This is a genomic window from Leucobacter sp. WKLB1, from assembly GCF_059696215.1.
Window position 1 is genome coordinate 82,872 of the sequence record NZ_AP046115.1, and the last position, 19,871, is coordinate 102,742.

Here is a 19,871-nt window from a genome sequence, read left to right on the forward strand (position 1 = left end):
TCGGGGTGATCGGCTAGGCGGGGTGCACGTGCCACCCGAGCGCGGGCGCAATCTCGGTCGCCAGCAGCTCGATTGAGCGCAGCGTGAGTTCGTGGGTCGCGTCGATGGAGTGCACCTGCGCGGTGACGTCGGTCGCCTGGGCCAGTATCTCGTCGGCGCGCAGTGAGGCGATCACTTCGTCGGCGGTGCCGACGTGAGTGTCGGTAATACGTGCGAGCTCGTCGATCGAGAGCGCCTCCGCGTCGGCTCCGTGCATCTGCTGCGCGAGGCGGCGCAGCCCCGCGTCGGCGAGTTCGAGCGCGCGGTCCCGATCTTCGGCGTCGACGACGAGAATGGTGCGCGACGCGAGCACGCGCTCGGGGGTGCCTTTAGGCAGGGCCGCGCGATACGCCTCGACGATCGGGTGCTGAATCTCATGCAGCGGTGCGTCGGGGCGCTCGGCCGTGCGCGGCTGGGTGCGCGACAGCATGAGTCCATCGCCTCGACGCCCGGCTCGTGCTGCGCCCTCGGCCGAGAACGTGCCTTGCCAGATGCGTCGCCCCAGATCGCCGGCCGCGGGGTAGATGCGTGCCTCGGTGCCCCGCACCCCGTTGCCCGCGAGCGCGGCGTCGAGCACGGCGAGGTGCTCGTCGAAGATCTCGCGGCGTCGTGCGAAGTCGTGGCCGAACGGTGCGAACGAGCTGGGCGTTCCACCCGAGGCGATGCCCAGTTGCACGCGCCCGCCGCTCAGGGCATCGAGCACGGCAGCATCTTCGGCCACGCGCAGCGGGTCATCGATCGGCAGGGTGACGACGCCGGTGCCGAGCTCGATGCGGGAAGTGCCGCGGGCCGCTGCCGCGAGGAGCACGAACGGCGACGGCAGGCCGCCCTCGTGCTCCCCGAAGTGGTGCTGCGCCACCCAGGCCGAGGCGAATCCGTGCGTCTCTGCCGCATCGATCTGTTCGAGCGCGAAGCGGTAGCGGTCGGCGGCCGAAACGGGTTCGAGCAGGCGGGTGAAGAGCCCGAGGCGGGCAGCGGTCATGGTGCGACTCCTTGCGGTGGGGATGCTGCATCCAGGCTACTGGTGCCGCTCGGGTGCGTGACTCGCGATGACGACGGTCGGCGGATCACCCCGCCAGCGCGGCGGTCGGTGGCGTCCGTGCCGCGCGTACAGCGGGGTAGAGCCCGGCGACCGCGCCGATGGCGAGGGTCGAACCGATGCCGATGGCGATCACGGCGGGCGACAAGGCCACGGGCCAGCCGTTCGCGAGCGCCATTCCTGCGGTCGCCGTGACACCAATAACGGCCCCGAGCAGACCGCCGAGCAGCGAGAGCAAGAGTGATTCGGCGAGGAACTGGCGGCGAATGTGCGCCCGCGTCGCGCCGAGCGCGCGCCGCAGCCCGATCTCTCGCTTGCGCTCGAGTGCCGAAATGATCATGGTGTTCGCGACACCGATGCCACCGACGAGCAGCGCGATCGAGCCGAGGCCGACGAGCAGGCCCGAGAACGCTTGATCGGCGGCGTTCTTGGCGGCGAGTGCGTCGGAGGGGCGCGATACCTTGACCTCGGAGGGGGCCTGGGGGTTCAACGTGGGGGCCAACGCGGCCAGCACCTGAGACACAGAGGCGTCATCCGAACGCTCGTAGACCACGGTGGGGCTGCCATCGAACGCGAAGAGCTCGGCGGCGACGGGCTCACCGATGAGTGCGGCGGTGTCGATCTCGGGCGCGAGCGCGACCGGCTCGAGAATGCCGCTGACGGTGAACCACTGCCCGCCCAGCCACACTTGCGCTCCCGGCGAGCCGATACCGAGTCGTTCTGCTGCGGTCGCGCCCAAGACGACGGCGGGGTACTGTGCCGTCGCCGTGTTCAGCCACGCTCCCGCGCGCAACCTCCCGCCGACCACGTCGAGCAGTGAGAGATGCGCGGCCAGCACGCTGATGCCCCCGGTTGCACCCGGATCGGCGAGCTGATTGCGATAGACGTACTCGTCGAGCAATGCGGTGCTGCCGACCTCTTGCACGCCGTCGATGCGTGCGACACGGCCAACGGCGTCGAGAGGGAGTGGCACGTTCTTGCCGGCGAAGTCCGTGCCGGCCTGCGCGGTGAGCAGGTTCGTGCCGAGTGCGGAGAGCTCGTCGTTCAGTCGTGCCTGGCTCGATGCCGAGATGCCCACGACCGACAGCATCGCGGCGATGCCGATGGCGATGCCGAGTGCGGAGAGAATCGCGCGCACCGGCCTGGCTCGCAATCCGGTCGAGCCGAGTCGCAGCACGTCGCGCCACAGCAGGCGCGAACGCGGTGAAGCGGTGGTCGAGGTCACGTGGTGCATGAGGGTTCCTCCCCGAGGGGTGCGGTACGGGTATCCGAGACGACCCGGCCGTCGCGAATCGCGATCTGACGGGGGAGTTCGGCGGCGAGCTCGGCGTCGTGGGTGATCACGACGACCGTGGTGCCCTGACGGTTCAGTTCGTAGAGCAGCTCGATCACCGAGGCCCCCGAAGCGCTGTCGAGGTTGCCGGTCGGTTCGTCGGCGAGCAGCAGCGGTGGCCGGGCGACCACCGCGCGGGCGATCGCCACGCGTTGACGTTCGCCGCCCGACATCTGATGCGGTTTATGGTCGAGGCGATGCGACAGGCCGACCCGTTCGAGTGCGACGCGTGCGGCGTCTCGACGCGCGCGCACCGGGACGCCGGCGTACAGCAGCCCGTCAGCGACATTGTCGACCGCGGTGACCCCTTCGGCGAGGTGGAACTGCTGGAACACGAAGCCGATCCGTGACCCGCGCACCGCGGAGAGTTCGCGATCCGAGAGTTGCTGCACGTCGAGACCGTCGATGCGCGCCGACCCTGCGGTCGGCCGGTCGAGGGTGCCGATGAGATTGAGCAGTGTCGACTTGCCCGAACCGCTCGGCCCGACGATCGCGACGAGTTCTCCCGTCGCGATCGAGAGGGTGACGCCCGCACAGGCGAGCACCGGCGGTTCGCCGTAGCTGCGCTCGACGGCATCGAGCTCGATGATGGCCTTCATATCTGCGCCGCTCATGCGTCTGGCACCGTGACAGTGTCGCCGGCCTTGAGGCCGTCACCTGAAATCTCGACCCGTCCGCCCGCGAAGAGTCCGGTTTCAACGGGCACGCGGCTCGTGGTTCCGTCTTCGGCGACGCGTTCGACGCCGAAAGTACCATCCGGCAGCGAGAGCAGCGCACCGACCGGCACCGACAGCACATCTTCACGGCGCTCGGAGGGGAACTGCACCGTGACGGAGGCTTCCTGCAGGTCGCCCGCGGCAGATGGATCGTCGAGCGAGATGGCGACCGGGATGACCGTTTTCTTCTCGCCCGACTGGTCGTCCTTGCGCTCGGTGGGAATACCGACCGATTGCACGGTTCCCTGCGTTGTCGTGCCGCCGGGGAGCTCGATCTCTACCGTTGCTCCGACCACGGCGAGACGCTGATCCGACAGCGAGAGGTCGACTTGCACCTGCTGTGCAGGATCGGTGATGGCGAGCACCGGTGTGCCCGGCGCCGCCGCGGACCCGACCGGGTTCGGTACGTTGGCGACGCCCACGCTGCCCGCTTCGAAGACGACCTCGCCGAGTGCGATCTCGCCGGTGCGCTTCTGCCCGGTGGCATCCTGCCACTCGCGAATCGACTCGCGAGTCACCCAGTCGAAGACCTCATCTGGGGTGTCGCCGAAGAAGCCGAGCGCCTGCAGGCTCTCTTCGAGCTGCTGCACGTCAGGACCGCTCGGCATGCCGGTCTTGAACTCGCGCCAGGCGGGCGTTGCGCCGAACATGAGGTACACCCGGTCGTTGTTCACCGAGTAGAGCGGTTGGCCGAGCCCAACATTCGCGCCGGGGTCGGGTGCCCAGGTGAGCACGCCCGAGAGCGTCGGGTCGAGGTCACGCGGGGTGCCGTACCCGAGAGAGCCAGACGCACTGCTCGAGCCTTCGAGCGTGCCCTGCTCGATCTCGGCGGTCGAGGTGTGCGGCGATTCGTTCTGCGGTGATTCGGGCGCCGGACGCAGCGAGATCGCCGCAGCCGCGACCCCGCCGATGAGGGCGAGGCCGAGGAACCAAGCCGCGACTGCGACGATTCTGCGTTTCATGAGTATCTCCTTCTGAAGCGGGGGTGTGAAATGCGACGATTAGCGACCGCTCGCTGCGAGGCACTGGTCGACGACGTCCTGCGGGGCATCGGGGATCATGCCCGCCTGGCCCGGCTTCGGGTCGGGCACGTCGTAGCCCTTCTCGCGGAAGCACTTCGCTGTCTGGCGCATGGCGTCGTTCGTCGCACTGTCGTCGCCCGCGTCTTGCCCCGGCGCAGCCCCGACTTCGTTCAGGCACGCCTCGCTCGCCTCGACGTAGCCATCGTCGGCGGAGATCGACATGCTCGGCTCGGGGGTATCGGGAAGTTCGACGCCCTTCCCGCGCATGCACTTCGCGAACCCCAGGTACCACTCGTCGTACTCGCCTTGGGCCTGCACGCCGCCGGTGCTGGAGGAGCTCTTCGTGTCGCCTTTCGCATCACCGTCAGCCGACGAGGTGCAGCCGGCGAGCCCGGCGAGCAGCAGGGGGATGGCGGCGAGTGCGGCGATCTTGGCGAACTTCTTCGTGGGGGTCATCGGTCTCTCCTGTTCGTGGGGCCGCCCGGTTCGGCGGTGGTGCCAGTTCACTCGATGCGCCGATTTCGGTGCTCTATCGTCGGCGGATATGATTTCGACACACGGGCACCGGCGAGAATGAAGCCATGCGCGTATTGGTGGTGGAAGACGAGGAATTTCTGGCGGAGATGATCGCCGAAGGGTTGCGAGCCGCCGCACTCGCGGTCGACGTCGCACACGACGGGCTCGAGGCGAAGCGCCTGCTGCAATTCGGCGAGTACGACGTCGCCGTGCTCGACCGCGATCTGCCCGGCCTGCGCGGTGACGACGTCTGCCGCTGGATCATTGACGAGCGTCTGCTCACGCGCGTGCTCATGCTCACGGCGGCGACCTCGATTCAGGATCGAGTCGGAGGGCTCGCGCTCGGCGCCGACGATTATCTGTCCAAGCCGTTCGCGCATCAGGAGTTGCTCGCGCGCGTACTTGCGCTCGGGCGGCGGGTACACCCTGCGCAGCCGCCGACGCTGCGTCGCGGAGAGGTGACGGTCGACACGGTGGCGCGATCCGCCACCCGAGACGGGCGCCACCTGCAGCTCTCGCCGAAAGAATTCGCGGTGCTTGAGGCTCTCGCCCGCGCCGATGGCGGCGTCGTGAGCAACGAAGACCTCATCGAGCAGGTGTGGGAGTCGGGCACCAGCTACGACACCAACGCCGTGCGCATCACTATGAGCAAGCTGCGCAAGAAGCTCGGTGAACCCGCGGTCATCGTGACCGTTCCCGCGGTGGGGTATCGCTTGACGATGAGCGAGGAGTCGTCATGATTCGGCTGCGGGGTGCCGCCTTTGGCGAACGCGGCAAGCTGACCCTGGTCTACGGAGGGCTGTTGATCGCGATGAGCACGGTGCTCGTCATCGCGGTGTACCTCGCCTTTCGGTGGTCGCTGCCCGACGCGATTCTCGTCGCGCTGGACCCCGCGAGTTCGGTAGAGATGGGGCAGTTCCCCGACACGCAGGCGGCTCAGCCAGTGCTGCCCGAGGGTGGTGAAGCCATCGGTGACGGGGGCGGCGAGTTCGCGATGACCCAGGCGATCTCGGTGGTGGCGACCGAGGCCGCGCTGACCCAATACCTGGTCATCGCGATCGGGTTGCTCGTCATTCTGGGGGCCCTCTCCATGTGGCTCGCCTGGTGGCTCGCCGGCCGCGTACTGAGCCCCGTCGGGCAGATGGCGACCGCAGCCCGCTCGATCGCCGTCACCGACCTGTCACGGCGAATCGACCTCGACGCGCCCCCCGGCGAGCTGAAACAGCTCGCCGATACCTTCGACGAACTCCTCGACCGCATCGATACGCTCGTCGGGTCGCAGCAGCGCTTCGTTGCGAACGCCGCGCACGAACTGCGCACGCAGCTCGCCGTGCAGCGCAGCGCCGCCGAGATCGGACTCGTCGACCCGACGCCCGAACGAGTCGCCCGCATCCGCGAGAAACTGATCGATGCCGCGATCGACAACGAGCATCTGCTCGAGGGGCTGCTGCTGCTCGCATCGAGCGACCAAGGGCTGCAGCACGAGGCACCTGTGCAGCTGGACGAGGTGGCGCGCGGCGTGGCCGCGGAATGCGCAACGGCGGCCGCCGACCGCGGCATCGCACTGACTGTGGCGGCACCCGCGGGCCCGACGCAGGTGAACGGTGACGCCGTGCTGCTGAAGCACCTCGTGCGCAACCTCGTCGAGAACGCGATCGCGTACAACCTGTCGGTACAGGGGTTGGCGTCGGTTGTGCTGACGCCGGGCAACGCCTCGTCGGCCGGGCAGACCGGAACCGGTGCGACACTCGTGGTGTCGAACACGGGCGCCGAGATCGACGCGGCGCTCGTCGACGGTCTCTTCGAACCCTTCCGCCGCCTGCATCCGCGTCAGCATCGCCCGGGCGAGGGCGCGGGTCTCGGGTTGGCGATCGTCGCCTCGATCGCTCGAGCGCACGGCGCAGAAGTTTCGGCGCGAGCGCAGGCGGGCGGCGGGCTCGAGGTGCGGGTCGGCTTCCCGGACTGACCCGCACACGTGCGGCGTTACCATTGGCATATCCAAATTTCTCCGAGTCGCGACTCGAAAGGGTGTGCCATGCCAGTTCCCGTTCCTCTGACGCCGACGAAGAAGCGCCGCACCCTGCGCGATGACGCCTACGACTCGTTGAAAGCGGCGATACTCAACGGCACCTTTGAGCCTGGTGAACGACTGGACGATGTTGCGCTGCAGGAGTGGCTCGGCATCTCGCGGACGCCGATTCGCGAGGCGGTGGCATTGCTCGCGGCAGACGGATTGATCGAGACCGAAGCGCAGCGTCACACGCGGGTGGTGCTGCCCGACCCGAATCGGGCCGTCGAAGAGATTCAGGCGATCGGCGCCCTCGCTGCGGGTGTCATCGGGCTCGTCGTGCCCGAGCTCGACCGACAGTCACGAGCGCGCTTGCAGAGCCAGATCGGCGCAGTCGGGCAGGCGGCGGCAGCCGAAGACGCCGAGCGGGCGGTGCCCGCACTGCAGGGGCTGCACGAGATGCTTGTGGGGCTCTGCCCCAACCGCACATTGCGCCGCGTCGTCGGTGAGTCGGTGACGTCGATCGGATTCCACCTCAGTGTGACGGTCACCGATCGGCTCATTCAGTGGGAGCAGCTGCGCGATACGGCGGCCGCACTGAGCGACGCGGTCGATACTCGGGATGCGCACGCGGCGCAGCGGTGCATCGAGCAGATGCACTTCATTGCCGTGGAGTAGCGCCGGCCTGCGGCCGCCCCATCGCCCTACTGCGCTCCGAGTGCGACGAGCAGGGTGATGGTGACGGGGTGATCGTTCGCGCGGGCGAGGTCGAGTGCGCTGTGGCCGTCAGCATCGGGCTCCGAGATCGAAGCACCGGCGCGCAATGCGAGCGCGGTGAGGTCGGGGTCTCCGGTAGCGGCTGCGCGAAACAGTGCGGCCTGCGCGTCGGCCGGGGCGACGGGAGAGTGAATGGCCCGCGCGATGAGCGAGGCCTGACGACCGAGACCGTACTGCTCGGCGAGCATCGACGGCGTCTGGCCGGTGTTGCCGGTCGCGATACTGAGGTCGGCTCCGGCGGCGATGAGCACGCGGGCCGTGTCTTGATACTGCTGCACCTGGTCGGGTTTCGCGTAGATGAGGGCTTCGTGCAGCGCGACGTAGCCGTAGTTGTTGATGTGGTCGATGCTAATGCCCTGCTGAATGAGGGTGCCGACGACCGACGTGTGTCCGCGCTCGGCCGCGCGGATGAGCCCCGTGCCGTGGTACGAATCGAGGGTCGCAAGGTCGGCGCCGTGCTCCAACGTCAGCGCGAGCAGATCGTCGTACCCCTCGCTCGTCGCGATCAGGTAGGCGCTCTGCACGGTCTCGTCTTGCGCGTTCACGTCAGCGCCGGCGGTGATCAGGTCGGTCGCCTCGGCAACGTCGTCGGCCCATGCTGCTGCGATGAGTCGGGTGTTCAGTTCAGCGGTGCTGAGGCCCTCCAGGTCGGCGCGCACCTCGGGTGCCGGGTCGGGGGCGGGTTCGGGCGCGGGAGTCGAGGTCGCCGGTGGGATGCTCGTTTCGCTCGCGGGGGTCGGATCAACCGGCGCCTCGGGTTCGGGGGCGCACCCCGAGAGAGCGATCGCGGCGATCGCGGCTGCGGCGAGCGTGGAGGTGAGGCGGGCGGGGAACCGGGTGGGAGCAGGCATGATTCCACGGTAGAAACCTCGGGTACCCGGCGCGTCAACCGATCGGTTGAACTGTGATCGTGCGCGAAGCGGGCCGCTCCTCGGCGTCAGCCCGGGATGCAGGCGCCGGTGGAGACGGGCGACGTGGCCGAGTCGAGCGTTGCGAGCACCGGCAGCAGCTCGGCGACGGTCATCGCGTACCCCACGTTTTCGCGCTGCGTATCGCGCGCGAAGACGACGCCGGCGACCCCGCCCTCTGCAGTCAACAGCGGGCCCCCGGAGTTGCCCGGTCGCACATTCGCCGAGAGCACGTGAATGGACCGCGGTGATGTCGACGAGTTGTAGATGTCGGCGATCGGAGCGTCGCGCGTCGCCAGCACGCCGGCCGCCACGGTCGTGAACGGTCCGCCGTAGGGGTAGCCCTCGACTGCGCCTGCACTGCCGGGAATGAGGGTGTCATCGATCGGTAGAGGCGCCGCATCGATGTCGACGGCGATGACGGCGAGGTCGTCGATCGGGTCGAAGTACACGACCTGGCCGTCGCGCGCCGGTTCTCCCGGCAGCTCGACCAGCGGGGTGTCGACGCCGGCGACGACGTGGGCATTGGTGACCACGCGATCCTCCGCGACGACGAACCCCGAGCCCGTCGGCATCGTCGAGCACCCGTACGCGACCCCCGAAATGCGCGCGACCGACTGCGCGGCCTGCGCGAGCGCGGGGTCGTCGGTGTCGATTGCGGCGACGTCGGGGGAGACGCCGAGGTCGCCATCGAGCAGGGCGTCGACGGTCGGGATCACCGTGTCGTCGAGCACCGCAGCCTGCAGGCGTGCGGCCGCGTCAGTCAGGGGAGCCGGCGTCCACTGCTGCAGTGTGCGCAGCACCGATGACGATGCGACGGCCGAAGACACCACGGGCACCCCCGACGATGCGATGCCGGCACCGATGAGCGAGACCGCGACGACCGATGCGACGAGGCCGAGCGCCCCGCCGAGCAGGCGTTCGGCGAAGCGGAGCTTGAGGCGATCAGCCCCGCGCCTGAACCACGACCCGACCAGCGACCCGAGCCCGGCCCCGACCGCGAGCAGCAGCACCGCCGAGCCGACGACGGCCGCACTGCGCCACGCGTTCTCGGGGATCTCGCGCGCAATGATGGGCAGCAGCCACGGCGAAAGAGCGGCCCCGACGACGAGCCCGGCGAGCGCACCGAGCACCGAGAAGAAGCCGGAGCGGACCCCCAAGATCGTGGCAGCGATCAGCACCACCAGCATGATGATGTCGGCGATCGGAAGCATCGGGTCTCCTGGGCGGTCGTGCACGGGCCCGCAGCCCGGTGCTTTCCGGAACTGTAGCGATCGGGCCTGGGAAGGGAGCGCAGGCTCGGTGTGAGAACGGCGCTATTCCGAGAGCGTCAGCCGACTACACCGCGCGGCTGCGGAATGAGCGCAGTCGCAGGCTGTTGCCCACCACGAAGACGCTCGAGAACGCCATGGCAGCACCGGCGAGCATCGGGTTCAGCAGCCCGAGGGCAGCGAGTGGAATCGCGGCCACGTTGTAGGCGAACGCCCAGAACAGGTTGACCTTGATCGTGGAGAGCGTGCGCCGCGAGAGCCGGATCGCGTCGGCCGCACTGCGCAGGTCGCCGCGCACGAGGGTGATGTCTGAGGCCTCGATCGCGGCGTCCGTGCCCGTGCCCATGGCGAGCCCGAGGTCGGCCTGCGCGAGCGCTGCGGCATCGTTGACGCCGTCTCCCACCATCGCGACAACCCGCCCCTCGCGCTGCAGCCGCGAGATCACATCGGCCTTGTCGCGAGGCAGCACCTCGGCGATGACTTCCGTGATGCCGACTCCCGCGGCGATCTGCTCGGCAACCGTGCGATGGTCGCCGGTGAGCAGTATCGGCGTGAGGCCCAGTTCGGTGAGTTGGCGGATCGCCTCGGCGCTCGTCGGCTTCACCGCGTCGGCAACAGCGAGCATGCCGCGCACCTCGCCATCCCACGCCACGAGCACGGCGGTGCGGCCGGCGTGCTCAGCGGAGGCCATGGCCTCGACGAGCGTCGCATCGGGGGCGATTGCCCAGCTCTCCATGAGCGCGCGCCGACCGACGAGCACGGCATGCCCATCGACGACTCCGCTGACGCCGAGGCCCTCGAGGTTCTGGAAGCCGTCGACCTCCGGCAGCGCAGCGCCGAGCTCAGCCGTGGCGCCGGTGGCGATGGCCTGGGCGATCGGGTGCTCCGAGGCGTCTTCGAGTGCGCCGGCGAGGCGAAGCACCTCGGCGCGATCGGTGCCCGCGCCAGTGATGACCTCAGCGAGTGACATGCGCCCGGTGGTCACCGTGCCGGTCTTGTCGAGCACGACGGTGTCGACGAGGCGGGTCGACTCGAGTACCTCGGGGCCGGTGATGAGCACGCCGATCTGCGCCCCGCGCCCGGTGCCGACGAGCAGCGCCGTCGGGGTGGCGAGGCCCAGTGCGCACGGGCAGGCGATGATGAGCACCGCGACAGCGGCCGTGAACGCGCTCGCCGCCGGGAATCCCGCGACAAGCCACGCGACCAGCGTCGCGAGGGCGATCACGATCACGATGGGAACGAAGACGCCTGAAATGCGGTCGGCGAGCCGCTGCACCTCTGCCTTGCCCGACTGCGCGTCTTCGACGAGGCGCGCCATCTGCGCGAGTTGCGTATCCGAGCCGACGCGGGTGGCGCGCACAACGAGGCGACCGCTCGTGTTCACGGTCGCGCCGGTCACTGCATCGCCGGGGGCCGCTTCGACGGGCACGGATTCTCCGGTCAACATGGAGGCGTCGATCGCGGAGTGACCCGAGACGATGACGCCGTCGGTAGCGATCTTCTCGCCGGGGCGCACCACGAAGGTGTCGCCGACGGCGAGGTCGCCGATGCCGATGGTGGTCTCGACGCCGTCGCGCAACAGGGCGACGTCTTTCGCGCCGAGTTCGAGCAGGGCCCGCAGCGCGGCGCCGGCTTGGCGCTTCGATCGCTGCTCGAAGTAGCGGCCCGCGAGCAAGAACATTGTGACGCCCGCCGCGACCTCGAGGTAGATGTTGTTCGCCCCGTCGCTCGGTTGCACGGTGAACTCGAACGCGTGCACCATGCCGGGCATGCCGGCCATGCCGAAGAAGAGCGCGTAGAGCGACCACAGATAGGCGGCCGACGTGCCAACCGAGACCAGGGTGTCCATCGTCGCGGCACCGTGGCGCAGGTTGATCCAGGCGGCGCGGTGGAACGGCCAGGCGCCCCAGATAATCACCGGCGAGGCGAGCGCGAGCGAGGCCCACTGCCAGTAGGTGAACTGCAGGGCCGGAATCATGGCGAGCAGGATCACCGGAACCGACAGCACAATCGCGCCGATGAGTCGGTGGCGCAGTGCGGTGAGCTCGGAGTCTGGCTGCTCGGCGAGCTGTTCAGTAGATTCGGGAGCCGGCGGCTTCGGGAGTGCAGCGGTGTAGCCGGTCTTCTCGACCTCGGCGATGAGCCGCGCGGGATCGAAGTCTGCGGGCACCTGTACGCGAGCCTTTTCGGTGGCGTAGTTGACCGTCGCCTCGACTCCGTCGAGTTTGTTCAGCTTCTTCTCGATGCGCATGGCGCAGGAGGCGCAGGTCATGCCCCCGATCTCGAGCTCGTACGGGAGCGTGGTCGATGACATGATCAGGCCGCCTGCGCGGTGTACCCGGCCTCTTCGACGGCGGCGAGCACTGCAGCCGAGTCGACGGGGCCGTTGGTGACGACCGCGAGGTGACCGGTGGAAGCGCTGACGGAGACCTCAGAGACGCCCGGGATCTCACCGACCTCGGAACGCACCGCTCGCTCGCAGTGACCGCAGGTCATGCCGGTGACGGTGAATTCGGTGGTGGTCATGTTGGTCGTCCTTCGGATCGGTGCACGATGGAGGTGTTCCATCGCTGCCACCATATACCCATGGGGGGTATCTTTCAAGGGGTCGTCTCCTGCTGCAGCGGCGTTCGGCGAATCACCCCGCCGAACCGACTCAGCCCCCACACCACAGCTCCGCTCACTGCGAGCGCGACGAGCAGCCCACCGCACGTCGCCGCGAGTGCACCCGCTCCGCGCGCGGGCAGTAGGAAGCCGTAGGGTACCCAGCCGTCGGTGGCGCCGCGCATGAGCACGACGGCGAGCCAGGCCAACGGGTAAGGGAACACCGCCCACCAGTGGCGCCACGGGAGCGCACCGCGGTCGCCGATGCAGATCCAATCGAGCAGCATGAGCGCTGGCATCACGATGTGCAGCGCGGCGCTGACCCAGGGCGGCGCTGAGCCAGTGCCGGGCACGAGCACGTTGTACACGACCCCGACGATGAGCATGCACACGACAGCGACGCCGCGGGCGGTGTGCAGCCACGGTGGCTCGGGCACCCTGGGGCGACGCAGCGCCATGATTCCGGTCGTGATCAGCACCGCGGCGGTGAGCAGATTCGTGAGGTTGGTGAAGTAGCCGAAGAAGTCGAAGGGGTTCCATCCGCCGGTGCCGAGCGAGTAGGTGTGGCCCATCACGAGAAGTACCGCAGCACCGACGGTGATGCGGGCGCGGGCGATCGCCGCCATCACCGTTTCGGCCATTCCCAGCGCGGTACGTCGAGAATGCCCTGCCCGGCAACCTGCGTGCCGGTGCCGTCGGAAGCGAGCTCGATCGACGAATGCTCGCCAGAGCCGATGCCGGCTTCGGCGAGCGAGCGATGCAGCACGCGGGAGTGCGTGACCACGATGACCTGGGTGCGTCGGGCCGCGGTCGCGATGAGCTGACCGAGGGCTGGGATCAGGCTTTCGTGCAGCGACGCCTCGGGCTCGTTGACGACGATGAGTGGGGGCGGATCGGCGGGGAGCAGCGCCGCACAGAGCAGCAGGTAGCGCAGCGTGCCATCCGAGAGCTCGGCCGTGGTCATCGGGCGCAGCAGGCCGGGCTGTTCGAGCAGCAGGCGGAACACCCCGCCTGCGGCGTCGATCGAGACGCGAGAACCGGGAAAGGCGTCGGCGACGGCACCGTTCAGTTCGCGGTCTTGCGCGGATTCGATCGCGGTCGCCCACACCGCCGCGAGGTCGGCGCCGTCGCCGCTGAGCCATCGAGTGCGCGTGCCGACCTGCGGCGCGCGCGACGGGGCGTCGGGGTCGGTGCGGAAGTGGTCGTAGAAGCGCCACTGCGCCATGCGGTGCCGCACGCGCAGGGTGTCAGGCAGCGCCGTCGCGTCTTCGAGATCGAGCAGCACGCTCTGGCCGGGGCCGAGCATCTGCGGCAGCGCACGCCAGCCGGTGTTCTCGCGCACGCGCACTGCCGCGCGCGTGCGGTCGACCAGCACGGAGGCCGGGCGCGCGAACGGGCCGACGAACACCTGCTCGCGCTTCACTTCGGGGTCTCGTGTGAAGAAGCTGCGAGCCGGGTCGACCTGCGGCAGCCCGAGGTCGGTGAGGTAGCCGTACTCGTCAGAGCTGTACCCGAGGCGCAGCGACACCGGGCGAGAGCGTGGGCCGCCCTGCCCGCCGGGCACCTCCGGCCCCGCCCAGAGCGCGCTTTCGAGCCCTCCTTCGCGTGCGATCGCGCCGACGATGCGCCCCTCGCCGGCCGATGCGAGCAGGCGCAGGGCGCGATACAGGTTCGACTTTCCGGTGCCATTCGCGCCCGAGATCACGGTGAGTTGCCCCAGTGGCACGATGACATCGACGAGCGAACGGTAGCCGCCGACGGCGAAGGTGGTGAGCATGCAGGCATTGTGACAGTTGCCGCCGACAGTGGGCTTGGTGCCGGTCGGCAGGGCTGGGATGACGCCGTAACGAAATAAGTAGTAAGAATGCGACACATAATTTTGATGGATACATAACTACTTCCTACGCTGATGCCTGGCAGTTCGCCGCTTCCCCGAAAAAAGGACCACCCAGACCATGCAGCGCATCGTTCGAACCACCGCCGTCATCGGCGCCCTCGCAGCCCTCGCCTTCGGTGCGACCGCTTGCTCCACCACGGCCAGTGCAGAGGCGGAGAGCAGCGACGCGGCCGAGGTGCAGACGCTGCTCGTGGCGACTGGCGCCTCGCCGAAGCCGTTCACCTACCTCGATGACGACAACACGCTCACGGGGTACGACATCGAGGTGCTGCGCGCGATCGACGAGAAGCTGCCCGACATCGCCTTCGATTTCGAGACCGCCGAGTTCCCCGCCCTCTTCGCGGGTCTCGACTCCGGTCGCTTCAACATTGTCGCGAACAACCTCTCGGTGACCGATGAGCGCAAGGAGAAGTACGACTTCAGCGACGCGAACATCCAGGCCCAGTTCGGCATCACCGTGAAAGACGGCTCGGGCCTCGAGAAGGTCACGACGCTCGACGAACTGGCCGGCAAGAAGACGTATGGCGAGGCGGGGCTGAACTTCACCCGCATCCTCGAGTCGCACAACGAGGCGCACCCCGATCAGGCCATCCAGATCGAGTACTCCGAGGCCGACCTGCAGACCCAGCACAAGAACCTCGCAACGGGCGCGGTCGATTTCATTCTCGAAGACAAGGTGGTGTCGAAGGGCTACGGCACCGATCAGGATCTGCCGGTCACCTTCGTGCCCTTCGACGGTGACTACCTCGTCAAGGATTTCGGCACGAACCTGCTCTCGGCGTACGCCTTCTCGAAGCAGACCCCGAACCTCGACACGGTGCTGCCCGAGATCAACGGTGCGCTGAAGGAGCTCAACGAAGACGGCACGCTCACGAAACTCAGCGAGCAGTTCTTCGACGGCATCGACGTCTCACCGAAGCTCTAGTGCGATCGCGCCGCGCGGGGAGACTCGCGCGGCGCACTCGTGCCTCTGCGCTCACCCAAGCCCCACATGAACATCATCGACTTCGACGCGCTCGTCAAATACACGATCGCGCTGCTGCCCTACATCCCGGTGACGCTCGCACTCAGCGTGGTCGCTACCGCACTTGGAACCGTGCTCGGCCTCATCATGGCCCTGATCAAGATCGCGCGCGTGCCCGTGCTCAGCCAGATCACTGCAGTGCTCGTCTCCTACCTGCGCGGCACACCCCAACTCGTGCAGCTGTTGCTGAACGTCAACGCGGTGCCCATCGCGATCCTGTACATCAACGCGCAGTTCGGCACCTCGTTCGACGCGCTCACAATCTCGCCGTTCCTGGTCGCTGCGATGACCTTCGCCCTCACCGAGGCGGCCTACAGCTCTGAGACCATCCGGGCGGCGCTGCTCTCGGTGGATCGCAAGGAGATCGAGGCGGCACACGCGCTGGGCATGACCCCGTGGCAGACGCTGCGCCGCATCACGATCCCCAACGCCGCGATCGTCGCATTCCCGACGCTCGTCAATCACTTCATCGGCATGCTGAAGGCGTCGTCGCTGGCATTCGTCGTCTCGGTGATTGAGATCACAGCGTTCGCAAAAATTCTCGGCGGCCGCGATTACCGCTTCTTCGAGGCCTACTTGGCATCGGCGATCATCTATTGGGCGTTGACCGTCGTCATCGAGCAAATCGCACGCATCGTCGAGCAGCGCATGGAGCGGCCGCGCGCGCTCGCCCCGAAGACGTTCCGCATGCGCGCCGCGAAGGATGAGGTGCCCGCATGATCACCCTCTCGAATCTCTCGAAGTCGTTCGGCGAGCGGAGGATCCTGCACGAACTCTCGCTCACGCTCGCCGAGGGGCAGGTCACCGCGATCGTCGGGCCGTCGGGCGCCGGCAAGTCGACCCTGCTGCGCTGCATCGACTTCTTAGAGCGACCTGATTCGGGGACCGTCGCGATCGGTGATCTCGTCGTCGACGCCAGTACGGCGAAGCGTGCCGACGTGCTGGCGTTGCGACGCAGCACCGCGATGGTGTTTCAGCAGTTCCACCTCTTCTCTCGGAAGACCGCGCAGGAGAACGTCGCCGAGGGGCTGCGCATTATCCGCGGGCTCCCGCGGCGAGACGCTGAGCGCGATGCGCTCGCGTACCTCGACCGGGTGGGGCTCGCCGACCACGCGCAGCAGTATCCGGCGCAGCTCTCTGGAGGTCAGCAGCAGCGCGTTGGCATTGCGCGGGCGCTCGCCATGCAGCCGAAGGTGCTGCTGCTCGACGAGCCCACATCGGCGCTCGACCCGGAGCTCGTCGGCGAGGTGCTCGCGACCATTCGCGAGATCGCCGCCGAAGGACAGACGATGGCGATTGTGTCGCACGAGATGAACTTCGTGCGGAACGTGGCCCAGCGCATCCTCTTCCTCGAGGGAGGAAGCATCATCGACGACGCCGCGCCCGACACCTTCTTCGGCGCCGGTGCCAAGCCGCGCACACGAGAATTTCTGCGGGAATATCACATCGCCATCGGGCGTATCGACTATCAGATCTAATTCGCCGCCTTCGGCACCGACCTCACCCGCGGCCCGACAGCCGCCGCCCCAAGGAGCACTCATGACCACTGCACGCCGACCGCTGCGGCACCTCGGTTTCATCCACCTCGTCCCATTCGACGCCGATGAGCCGGAAGGCGGGTTCCGCGACGCGATCGAGCTCTTCCGATACGCGGAAGAACTCGGTCTCGACGGCGGCTGGGTGCGCACTCGCCACCTGCAGCGCGGGCTCCCGTCGCCCGCAGTGCTCTTCGGTGCGCTGTCGCAGGTGACCGAGCGGATCGCACTCGGCACGGCGGTGATTCCTGTGGGGCACGAAAACCCGTTCCGTCTCGCCGAAGATCTTGCGACCGCCGACGTGCTCTCGGGCGGCCGCGTGCTGCCCGGCCTGAGCGTGCACCCGCCGCGGCCCGGTGACGACGCAGTGAACGACCTCGTGCACGACTCGGGCTGGCGCGAGGAGGATTACGGGTACGGCCGCATCGAGCGGCTGCGTTCGTTTCTCGCGGGTGATGCGGTGCGTGAGGTTGAGGCGTACAACGGCATCGGGGGCGACTTCGACTCCCCGCGCGTCGAGCCCTACAGTGCCGGGCTCTCGGATCGCCTCTGGTACGGCGGCGGGTCGCTGCGCTCGGCGGAGTGGGCGGGGCAGGCCGATCTCAACTGGCTGGTGAGCAACATCAGCTCGACCGAAAACGGCGTCACCGACTTCTCGCAGGCGCAGCGCAATCAGATCGACACGTTCCGCGCAGCGAGCCCGCGCGGCGAAGAAGCACGGGTGACGGTCGCCCGCGTCATCGTGCCGACCGACGGTGCGACCCCTGAGCAAGCCGCGAAGTACCGCGCCTACGCCGAGGCGCGCACCCCGCGCACGAAGCAGGTGCAGGGCAAGAACACGATCATCGCGCTCGACGTGCTCGGCTCGCTCGACGAGATCGTCGACTTCATCGAGCACGACGTCGCATTCCAAGCAGCCGACGACTACCTGTTCGAGTTGCCCTTCGAGTTCGAGCTCGACGACTGGAAGCAGATCCTGCACCAGCTCGCCACCCGCATCGGCCCCGCACTCGGCTGGACCCCCGCCGCATGAGCGCCGTCGAGCCGCGCCCCCTCGGGCGCCTGAGTTTCAACCACCTCGTGCCGTTCTCGCACACCACGCCGGCGGCCGCGTTCGCCGACGGCATCGAGCTCTTCCGCATCGCCGAAGCGGTCGGGCTCGACGACGGATGGTTGCGCACGCGGCACCTGCAGACCGGCCTTGGCACCTCGACGGTGTACTTCGGTGCGCTGTCGCAAGCGACCTCACGCATCGGTCTCGGCACCGCGGTGACGCCGCTCGAATTCGAGAACCCCTTCCGCCTGGCCGAAGATCTCGGCACCGCCGACGTGCTCTCGGGCGGGCGGTTGCAGCCCGGGTTCAGCCTGCACGCCCCGCGCTACCCCGACGCCGTCAACGATCTGGTGCACGACGACGGCTGGCGCGTCGAGGATTACGGCCGCGGCCGCGTGGAGCTGCTGCGCTCGCTCGTCTCGGGAGCGCCAGTGCGCGAGGTCGAAGCGTACGGTGGCATCGGCGGCGACTTCGACTCCCCGCGCGTGGAGCCGCTGAGCCCCGGTCTCGCGAACCGACTCTGGTACGGCGCCGGATCGCTCGAGTCGGTGACCTGGGCCGGTGAGGCGGGCTTCCAGTTGCTGCTCGGCAACATCTCGTCGACGCACGACGGCGGTACCGACTTCGCGCGCGAGCAGAGCTTGCAGATCGACGCGTTCCGTGCGGCGCACCCGCTCGGCGACGCGGCACGGGTCAACGTGTCGCGGGTGATCCTGCCCGTCGACGGCGCGACGCCCAGCCAGGTGGCGAAGTACCGCGAATACATCGCGGGTCGTGCCGGGCGCGTGGGCCGCGTGCACGGCGAGAAGACCATCATCTCGACCGACCTCATCGGCACCGTCGACGAGCTCGTCGATGAGATTCGCGCCGACGCTGCGTTCCAGCGCGCCGACGACTACCAAGTGCATCTGCCGTTCGAGTTCGAGTTCGCCGAATGGAAGCACCTGATCGAGACGCTCGCGACTCGGCTGGGGCCGGCGCTCGGCTGGACGCCGGCGACCGAGCGGGGCATCGGATGAGCGAGCCGACCACAGGAGCGGCCGACTCGATTGCCAGCACGGACACCGGCATTCAGGTGCGCCGAGTGCGGCCCGACGAGTACGCGGCGACCGACGCGCTCGTGTGGGAGGCCTACGACACCGACTACGGGCCGTCGCAGCACGCTCGCGACGAGATGCAGTACGCGGAGGTGCGGGATCGCGCGTACGACGTGTGGGTCGCCGTCGATGGCACGGGCGAACTCGTCGGCAGCGTCACCACCCGGCGCTCGGGCGGCGACCTGCTGCACGAGGACTTTGCGCCCGACGAGCTCGATCTGCGGCTGCTCGCCGTATCGGTGCGGGCGCGACGGCGCGGGGTGGGTGCGAAGATCATGCGCCACGTCATCGAGGTGGGTCGCCTCGAGGGCTGGTCGGCGGTGGTGCTGAAAACCGCACCGCACATGACCGGGCCGCAGGCGCTCTACGAGTCGCTCGGTTTTGAGCGCGCGACCGAGAACGACGGGCTCTGGATCGGCGGGGTGCGCCAGTTCGATCTCTTCGCGTACCGCTATCGGTACGCGGCACCCGCGGCTCCGCTCGCCGCCTGACGCGGTGGGCGCCGGTTCTATGATGGTGCCGATGAACATCGACTCGCTTGACGTGCGCCTGATCACGCTGCTGTGCACCGACACCGGCATCTCGGTGATCGAGACTGCCCGGCGACTCGGGGTGGCCCGCGCGACGGTGCAGAGTCGGCTCGACAAACTGCGAGCCAGCGGCGTGATCTCGTCGGAGGCGCCGTCGATCGACCCCTCGGCGCTCGGCTTCGTGCTCCGCACCTTCTGCACGATTCAGGTGCGGCAGGACGTAAGCCACACGACCATCGCCGAGGGGCTCGCGCGCATTCCCGAGATCACGGAACTCCACACGATCACCGGCGACTTCGACATGATGGCGTCGTTCGTGTCGCGATCCACCATCGACCTGCAGCGCGTGCTCGATCTCATCTCGAACACCGACGGGGTGATCCGCGTCTCCACGCGCATCGCGCTCGCCACTCACTTCACCAACCGCACACTCCCGCTCGTGCACAGCGCGCCGCAGTCGTCGAACGCACCATCCGCGTAGTAGTGCACAAGTTGTGAGGT

The 19,871-nt window shown here is 68.4% G+C and carries 21 protein-coding genes; 10 read left to right on the forward strand and 11 right to left on the reverse strand.

Annotated features, from left to right (window positions below; genetic code table 11):
- Positions 1 to 13: 13 nt before the first annotated feature.
- From ACZF5Y_RS00415 to ACZF5Y_RS00435, 5 genes are all read right to left on the reverse strand, one after another.
- Positions 14 to 1,021 carry a putative FMN-dependent luciferase-like monooxygenase gene (locus ACZF5Y_RS00415; protein ID WP_497533843.1) on the reverse strand — a complete coding sequence of 336 codons (1,008 nt, stop codon included), beginning with the start codon at positions 1,019 to 1,021 and terminating at the stop codon, positions 14 to 16.
- An 85-nt stretch (positions 1,022 to 1,106) separates the two neighbouring features.
- Entirely contained in the window at positions 1,107 to 2,312 is a 1,206-nt protein-coding gene (locus tag ACZF5Y_RS00420; protein WP_497533844.1) for an ABC transporter permease, read from the reverse strand.
- Entirely contained in the window at positions 2,300 to 3,025 is a 726-nt protein-coding gene (locus tag ACZF5Y_RS00425; protein WP_497533845.1) for an ABC transporter ATP-binding protein, read from the reverse strand. Before ACZF5Y_RS00425 ends, ACZF5Y_RS00420 begins: the two co-directional genes overlap by 13 nt.
- On the reverse strand, positions 3,022 to 4,089 hold the full coding sequence (locus tag ACZF5Y_RS00430; RefSeq protein ID WP_497533846.1) for a peptidoglycan-binding protein: 1,068 nt from the start codon (positions 4,087 to 4,089) through the stop codon (positions 3,022 to 3,024). The genes ACZF5Y_RS00425 and ACZF5Y_RS00430 overlap by 4 nt, the downstream gene beginning before the upstream one ends.
- Before the next feature lie 39 nt (positions 4,090 to 4,128).
- On the reverse strand, positions 4,129 to 4,605 hold the full coding sequence (locus tag ACZF5Y_RS00435; protein WP_497533847.1) for a hypothetical protein: 477 nt from the start codon (positions 4,603 to 4,605) through the stop codon (positions 4,129 to 4,131).
- Between the two features lie 125 nt (positions 4,606 to 4,730).
- On the opposite strand from ACZF5Y_RS00435, the gene ACZF5Y_RS00440 reads away from it, so the two are divergent.
- The 3 genes from ACZF5Y_RS00440 to ACZF5Y_RS00450 all read left to right on the forward strand — a co-directional run bounded on the left by ACZF5Y_RS00440 (position 4,731) and on the right by ACZF5Y_RS00450 (position 7,351).
- Positions 4,731 to 5,405: a response regulator transcription factor gene (locus tag ACZF5Y_RS00440; protein ID WP_497533848.1), complete on the forward strand. Its 675-nt coding sequence runs from the start codon at positions 4,731 to 4,733 to the stop codon at positions 5,403 to 5,405.
- Complete coding sequence (locus ACZF5Y_RS00445) at positions 5,402 to 6,631, forward strand: sensor histidine kinase (RefSeq protein WP_497533849.1); 1,230 nt, start codon at positions 5,402 to 5,404, stop codon at positions 6,629 to 6,631. Before ACZF5Y_RS00440 ends, ACZF5Y_RS00445 begins: the two co-directional genes overlap by 4 nt.
- Before the next feature lie 69 nt (positions 6,632 to 6,700).
- Positions 6,701 to 7,351, forward strand: coding sequence for a GntR family transcriptional regulator (locus ACZF5Y_RS00450; RefSeq protein ID WP_497533850.1), 651 nt, complete (start codon positions 6,701 to 6,703; stop codon positions 7,349 to 7,351).
- Between the two features lie 26 nt (positions 7,352 to 7,377).
- Here the strand turns inward: ACZF5Y_RS00450 and ACZF5Y_RS00455 are convergent, their stop codons facing one another.
- The 6 genes from ACZF5Y_RS00455 to ACZF5Y_RS00480 all read right to left on the reverse strand — a co-directional run bounded on the left by ACZF5Y_RS00455 (position 7,378) and on the right by ACZF5Y_RS00480 (position 14,010).
- Positions 7,378 to 8,301, reverse strand: a complete 924-nt coding sequence (locus ACZF5Y_RS00455; protein WP_497533851.1) for an ankyrin repeat domain-containing protein — start codon at positions 8,299 to 8,301, stop codon at positions 7,378 to 7,380.
- An 86-nt stretch (positions 8,302 to 8,387) separates the two neighbouring features.
- The gene (locus tag ACZF5Y_RS00460) at positions 8,388 to 9,572 is read right to left on the reverse strand and encodes a MarP family serine protease (protein WP_497533852.1); all 1,185 of its coding nucleotides are present in this window, start codon (positions 9,570 to 9,572) and stop codon (positions 8,388 to 8,390) included.
- A gap of 124 nt (positions 9,573 to 9,696) precedes the next feature.
- The gene (locus ACZF5Y_RS00465; RefSeq protein ID WP_497533853.1) at positions 9,697 to 11,943 is read right to left on the reverse strand and encodes a heavy metal translocating P-type ATPase; all 2,247 of its coding nucleotides are present in this window, start codon (positions 11,941 to 11,943) and stop codon (positions 9,697 to 9,699) included.
- Between the two features lie 2 nt (positions 11,944 to 11,945).
- Positions 11,946 to 12,155 carry a heavy-metal-associated domain-containing protein gene (locus tag ACZF5Y_RS00470; protein WP_497533854.1) on the reverse strand — a complete coding sequence of 70 codons (210 nt, stop codon included), beginning with the start codon at positions 12,153 to 12,155 and terminating at the stop codon, positions 11,946 to 11,948.
- 74 nt (positions 12,156 to 12,229) lie between these two features.
- A complete protein-coding gene (locus ACZF5Y_RS00475) occupies positions 12,230 to 12,874 on the reverse strand; it encodes a Pr6Pr family membrane protein (protein WP_497533855.1) in 645 nt (214 codons plus the stop codon).
- The gene (locus ACZF5Y_RS00480; protein ID WP_497533856.1) at positions 12,859 to 14,010 is read right to left on the reverse strand and encodes an AAA family ATPase; all 1,152 of its coding nucleotides are present in this window, start codon (positions 14,008 to 14,010) and stop codon (positions 12,859 to 12,861) included. The genes ACZF5Y_RS00475 and ACZF5Y_RS00480 overlap by 16 nt, the downstream gene beginning before the upstream one ends.
- A 178-nt stretch (positions 14,011 to 14,188) precedes the next feature.
- Here ACZF5Y_RS00480 and ACZF5Y_RS00485 point away from each other — a divergent pair, with 178 nt between their 5' ends.
- The 7 genes from ACZF5Y_RS00485 (at position 14,189) to ACZF5Y_RS00515 (ending at position 19,851) form a co-directional block, all read left to right on the forward strand.
- On the forward strand, positions 14,189 to 15,055 hold the full coding sequence (locus ACZF5Y_RS00485) for a transporter substrate-binding domain-containing protein (RefSeq protein ID WP_497533857.1): 867 nt from the start codon (positions 14,189 to 14,191) through the stop codon (positions 15,053 to 15,055).
- 66 nt (positions 15,056 to 15,121) lie between these two features.
- Positions 15,122 to 15,874: an amino acid ABC transporter permease gene (locus ACZF5Y_RS00490; RefSeq protein ID WP_497533858.1), complete on the forward strand. Its 753-nt coding sequence runs from the start codon at positions 15,122 to 15,124 to the stop codon at positions 15,872 to 15,874.
- Positions 15,871 to 16,632: an amino acid ABC transporter ATP-binding protein gene (locus ACZF5Y_RS00495; protein ID WP_497533859.1), complete on the forward strand. Its 762-nt coding sequence runs from the start codon at positions 15,871 to 15,873 to the stop codon at positions 16,630 to 16,632. Before ACZF5Y_RS00490 ends, ACZF5Y_RS00495 begins: the two co-directional genes overlap by 4 nt.
- A 61-nt stretch (positions 16,633 to 16,693) precedes the next feature.
- Positions 16,694 to 17,722, forward strand: a complete 1,029-nt coding sequence (locus ACZF5Y_RS00500) for an LLM class flavin-dependent oxidoreductase (protein WP_497533860.1) — start codon at positions 16,694 to 16,696, stop codon at positions 17,720 to 17,722.
- Positions 17,719 to 18,762: an LLM class flavin-dependent oxidoreductase gene (locus ACZF5Y_RS00505; RefSeq protein ID WP_497533861.1), complete on the forward strand. Its 1,044-nt coding sequence runs from the start codon at positions 17,719 to 17,721 to the stop codon at positions 18,760 to 18,762. The genes ACZF5Y_RS00500 and ACZF5Y_RS00505 overlap by 4 nt, the downstream gene beginning before the upstream one ends.
- On the forward strand, positions 18,759 to 19,331 hold the full coding sequence (locus tag ACZF5Y_RS00510; RefSeq protein ID WP_497533862.1) for a GNAT family N-acetyltransferase: 573 nt from the start codon (positions 18,759 to 18,761) through the stop codon (positions 19,329 to 19,331). Before ACZF5Y_RS00505 ends, ACZF5Y_RS00510 begins: the two co-directional genes overlap by 4 nt.
- Before the next feature lie 31 nt (positions 19,332 to 19,362).
- Positions 19,363 to 19,851: an Lrp/AsnC family transcriptional regulator gene (locus ACZF5Y_RS00515; RefSeq protein ID WP_497533863.1), complete on the forward strand. Its 489-nt coding sequence runs from the start codon at positions 19,363 to 19,365 to the stop codon at positions 19,849 to 19,851.
- The last annotated feature ends 20 nt before the right edge of the window (positions 19,852 to 19,871 follow it).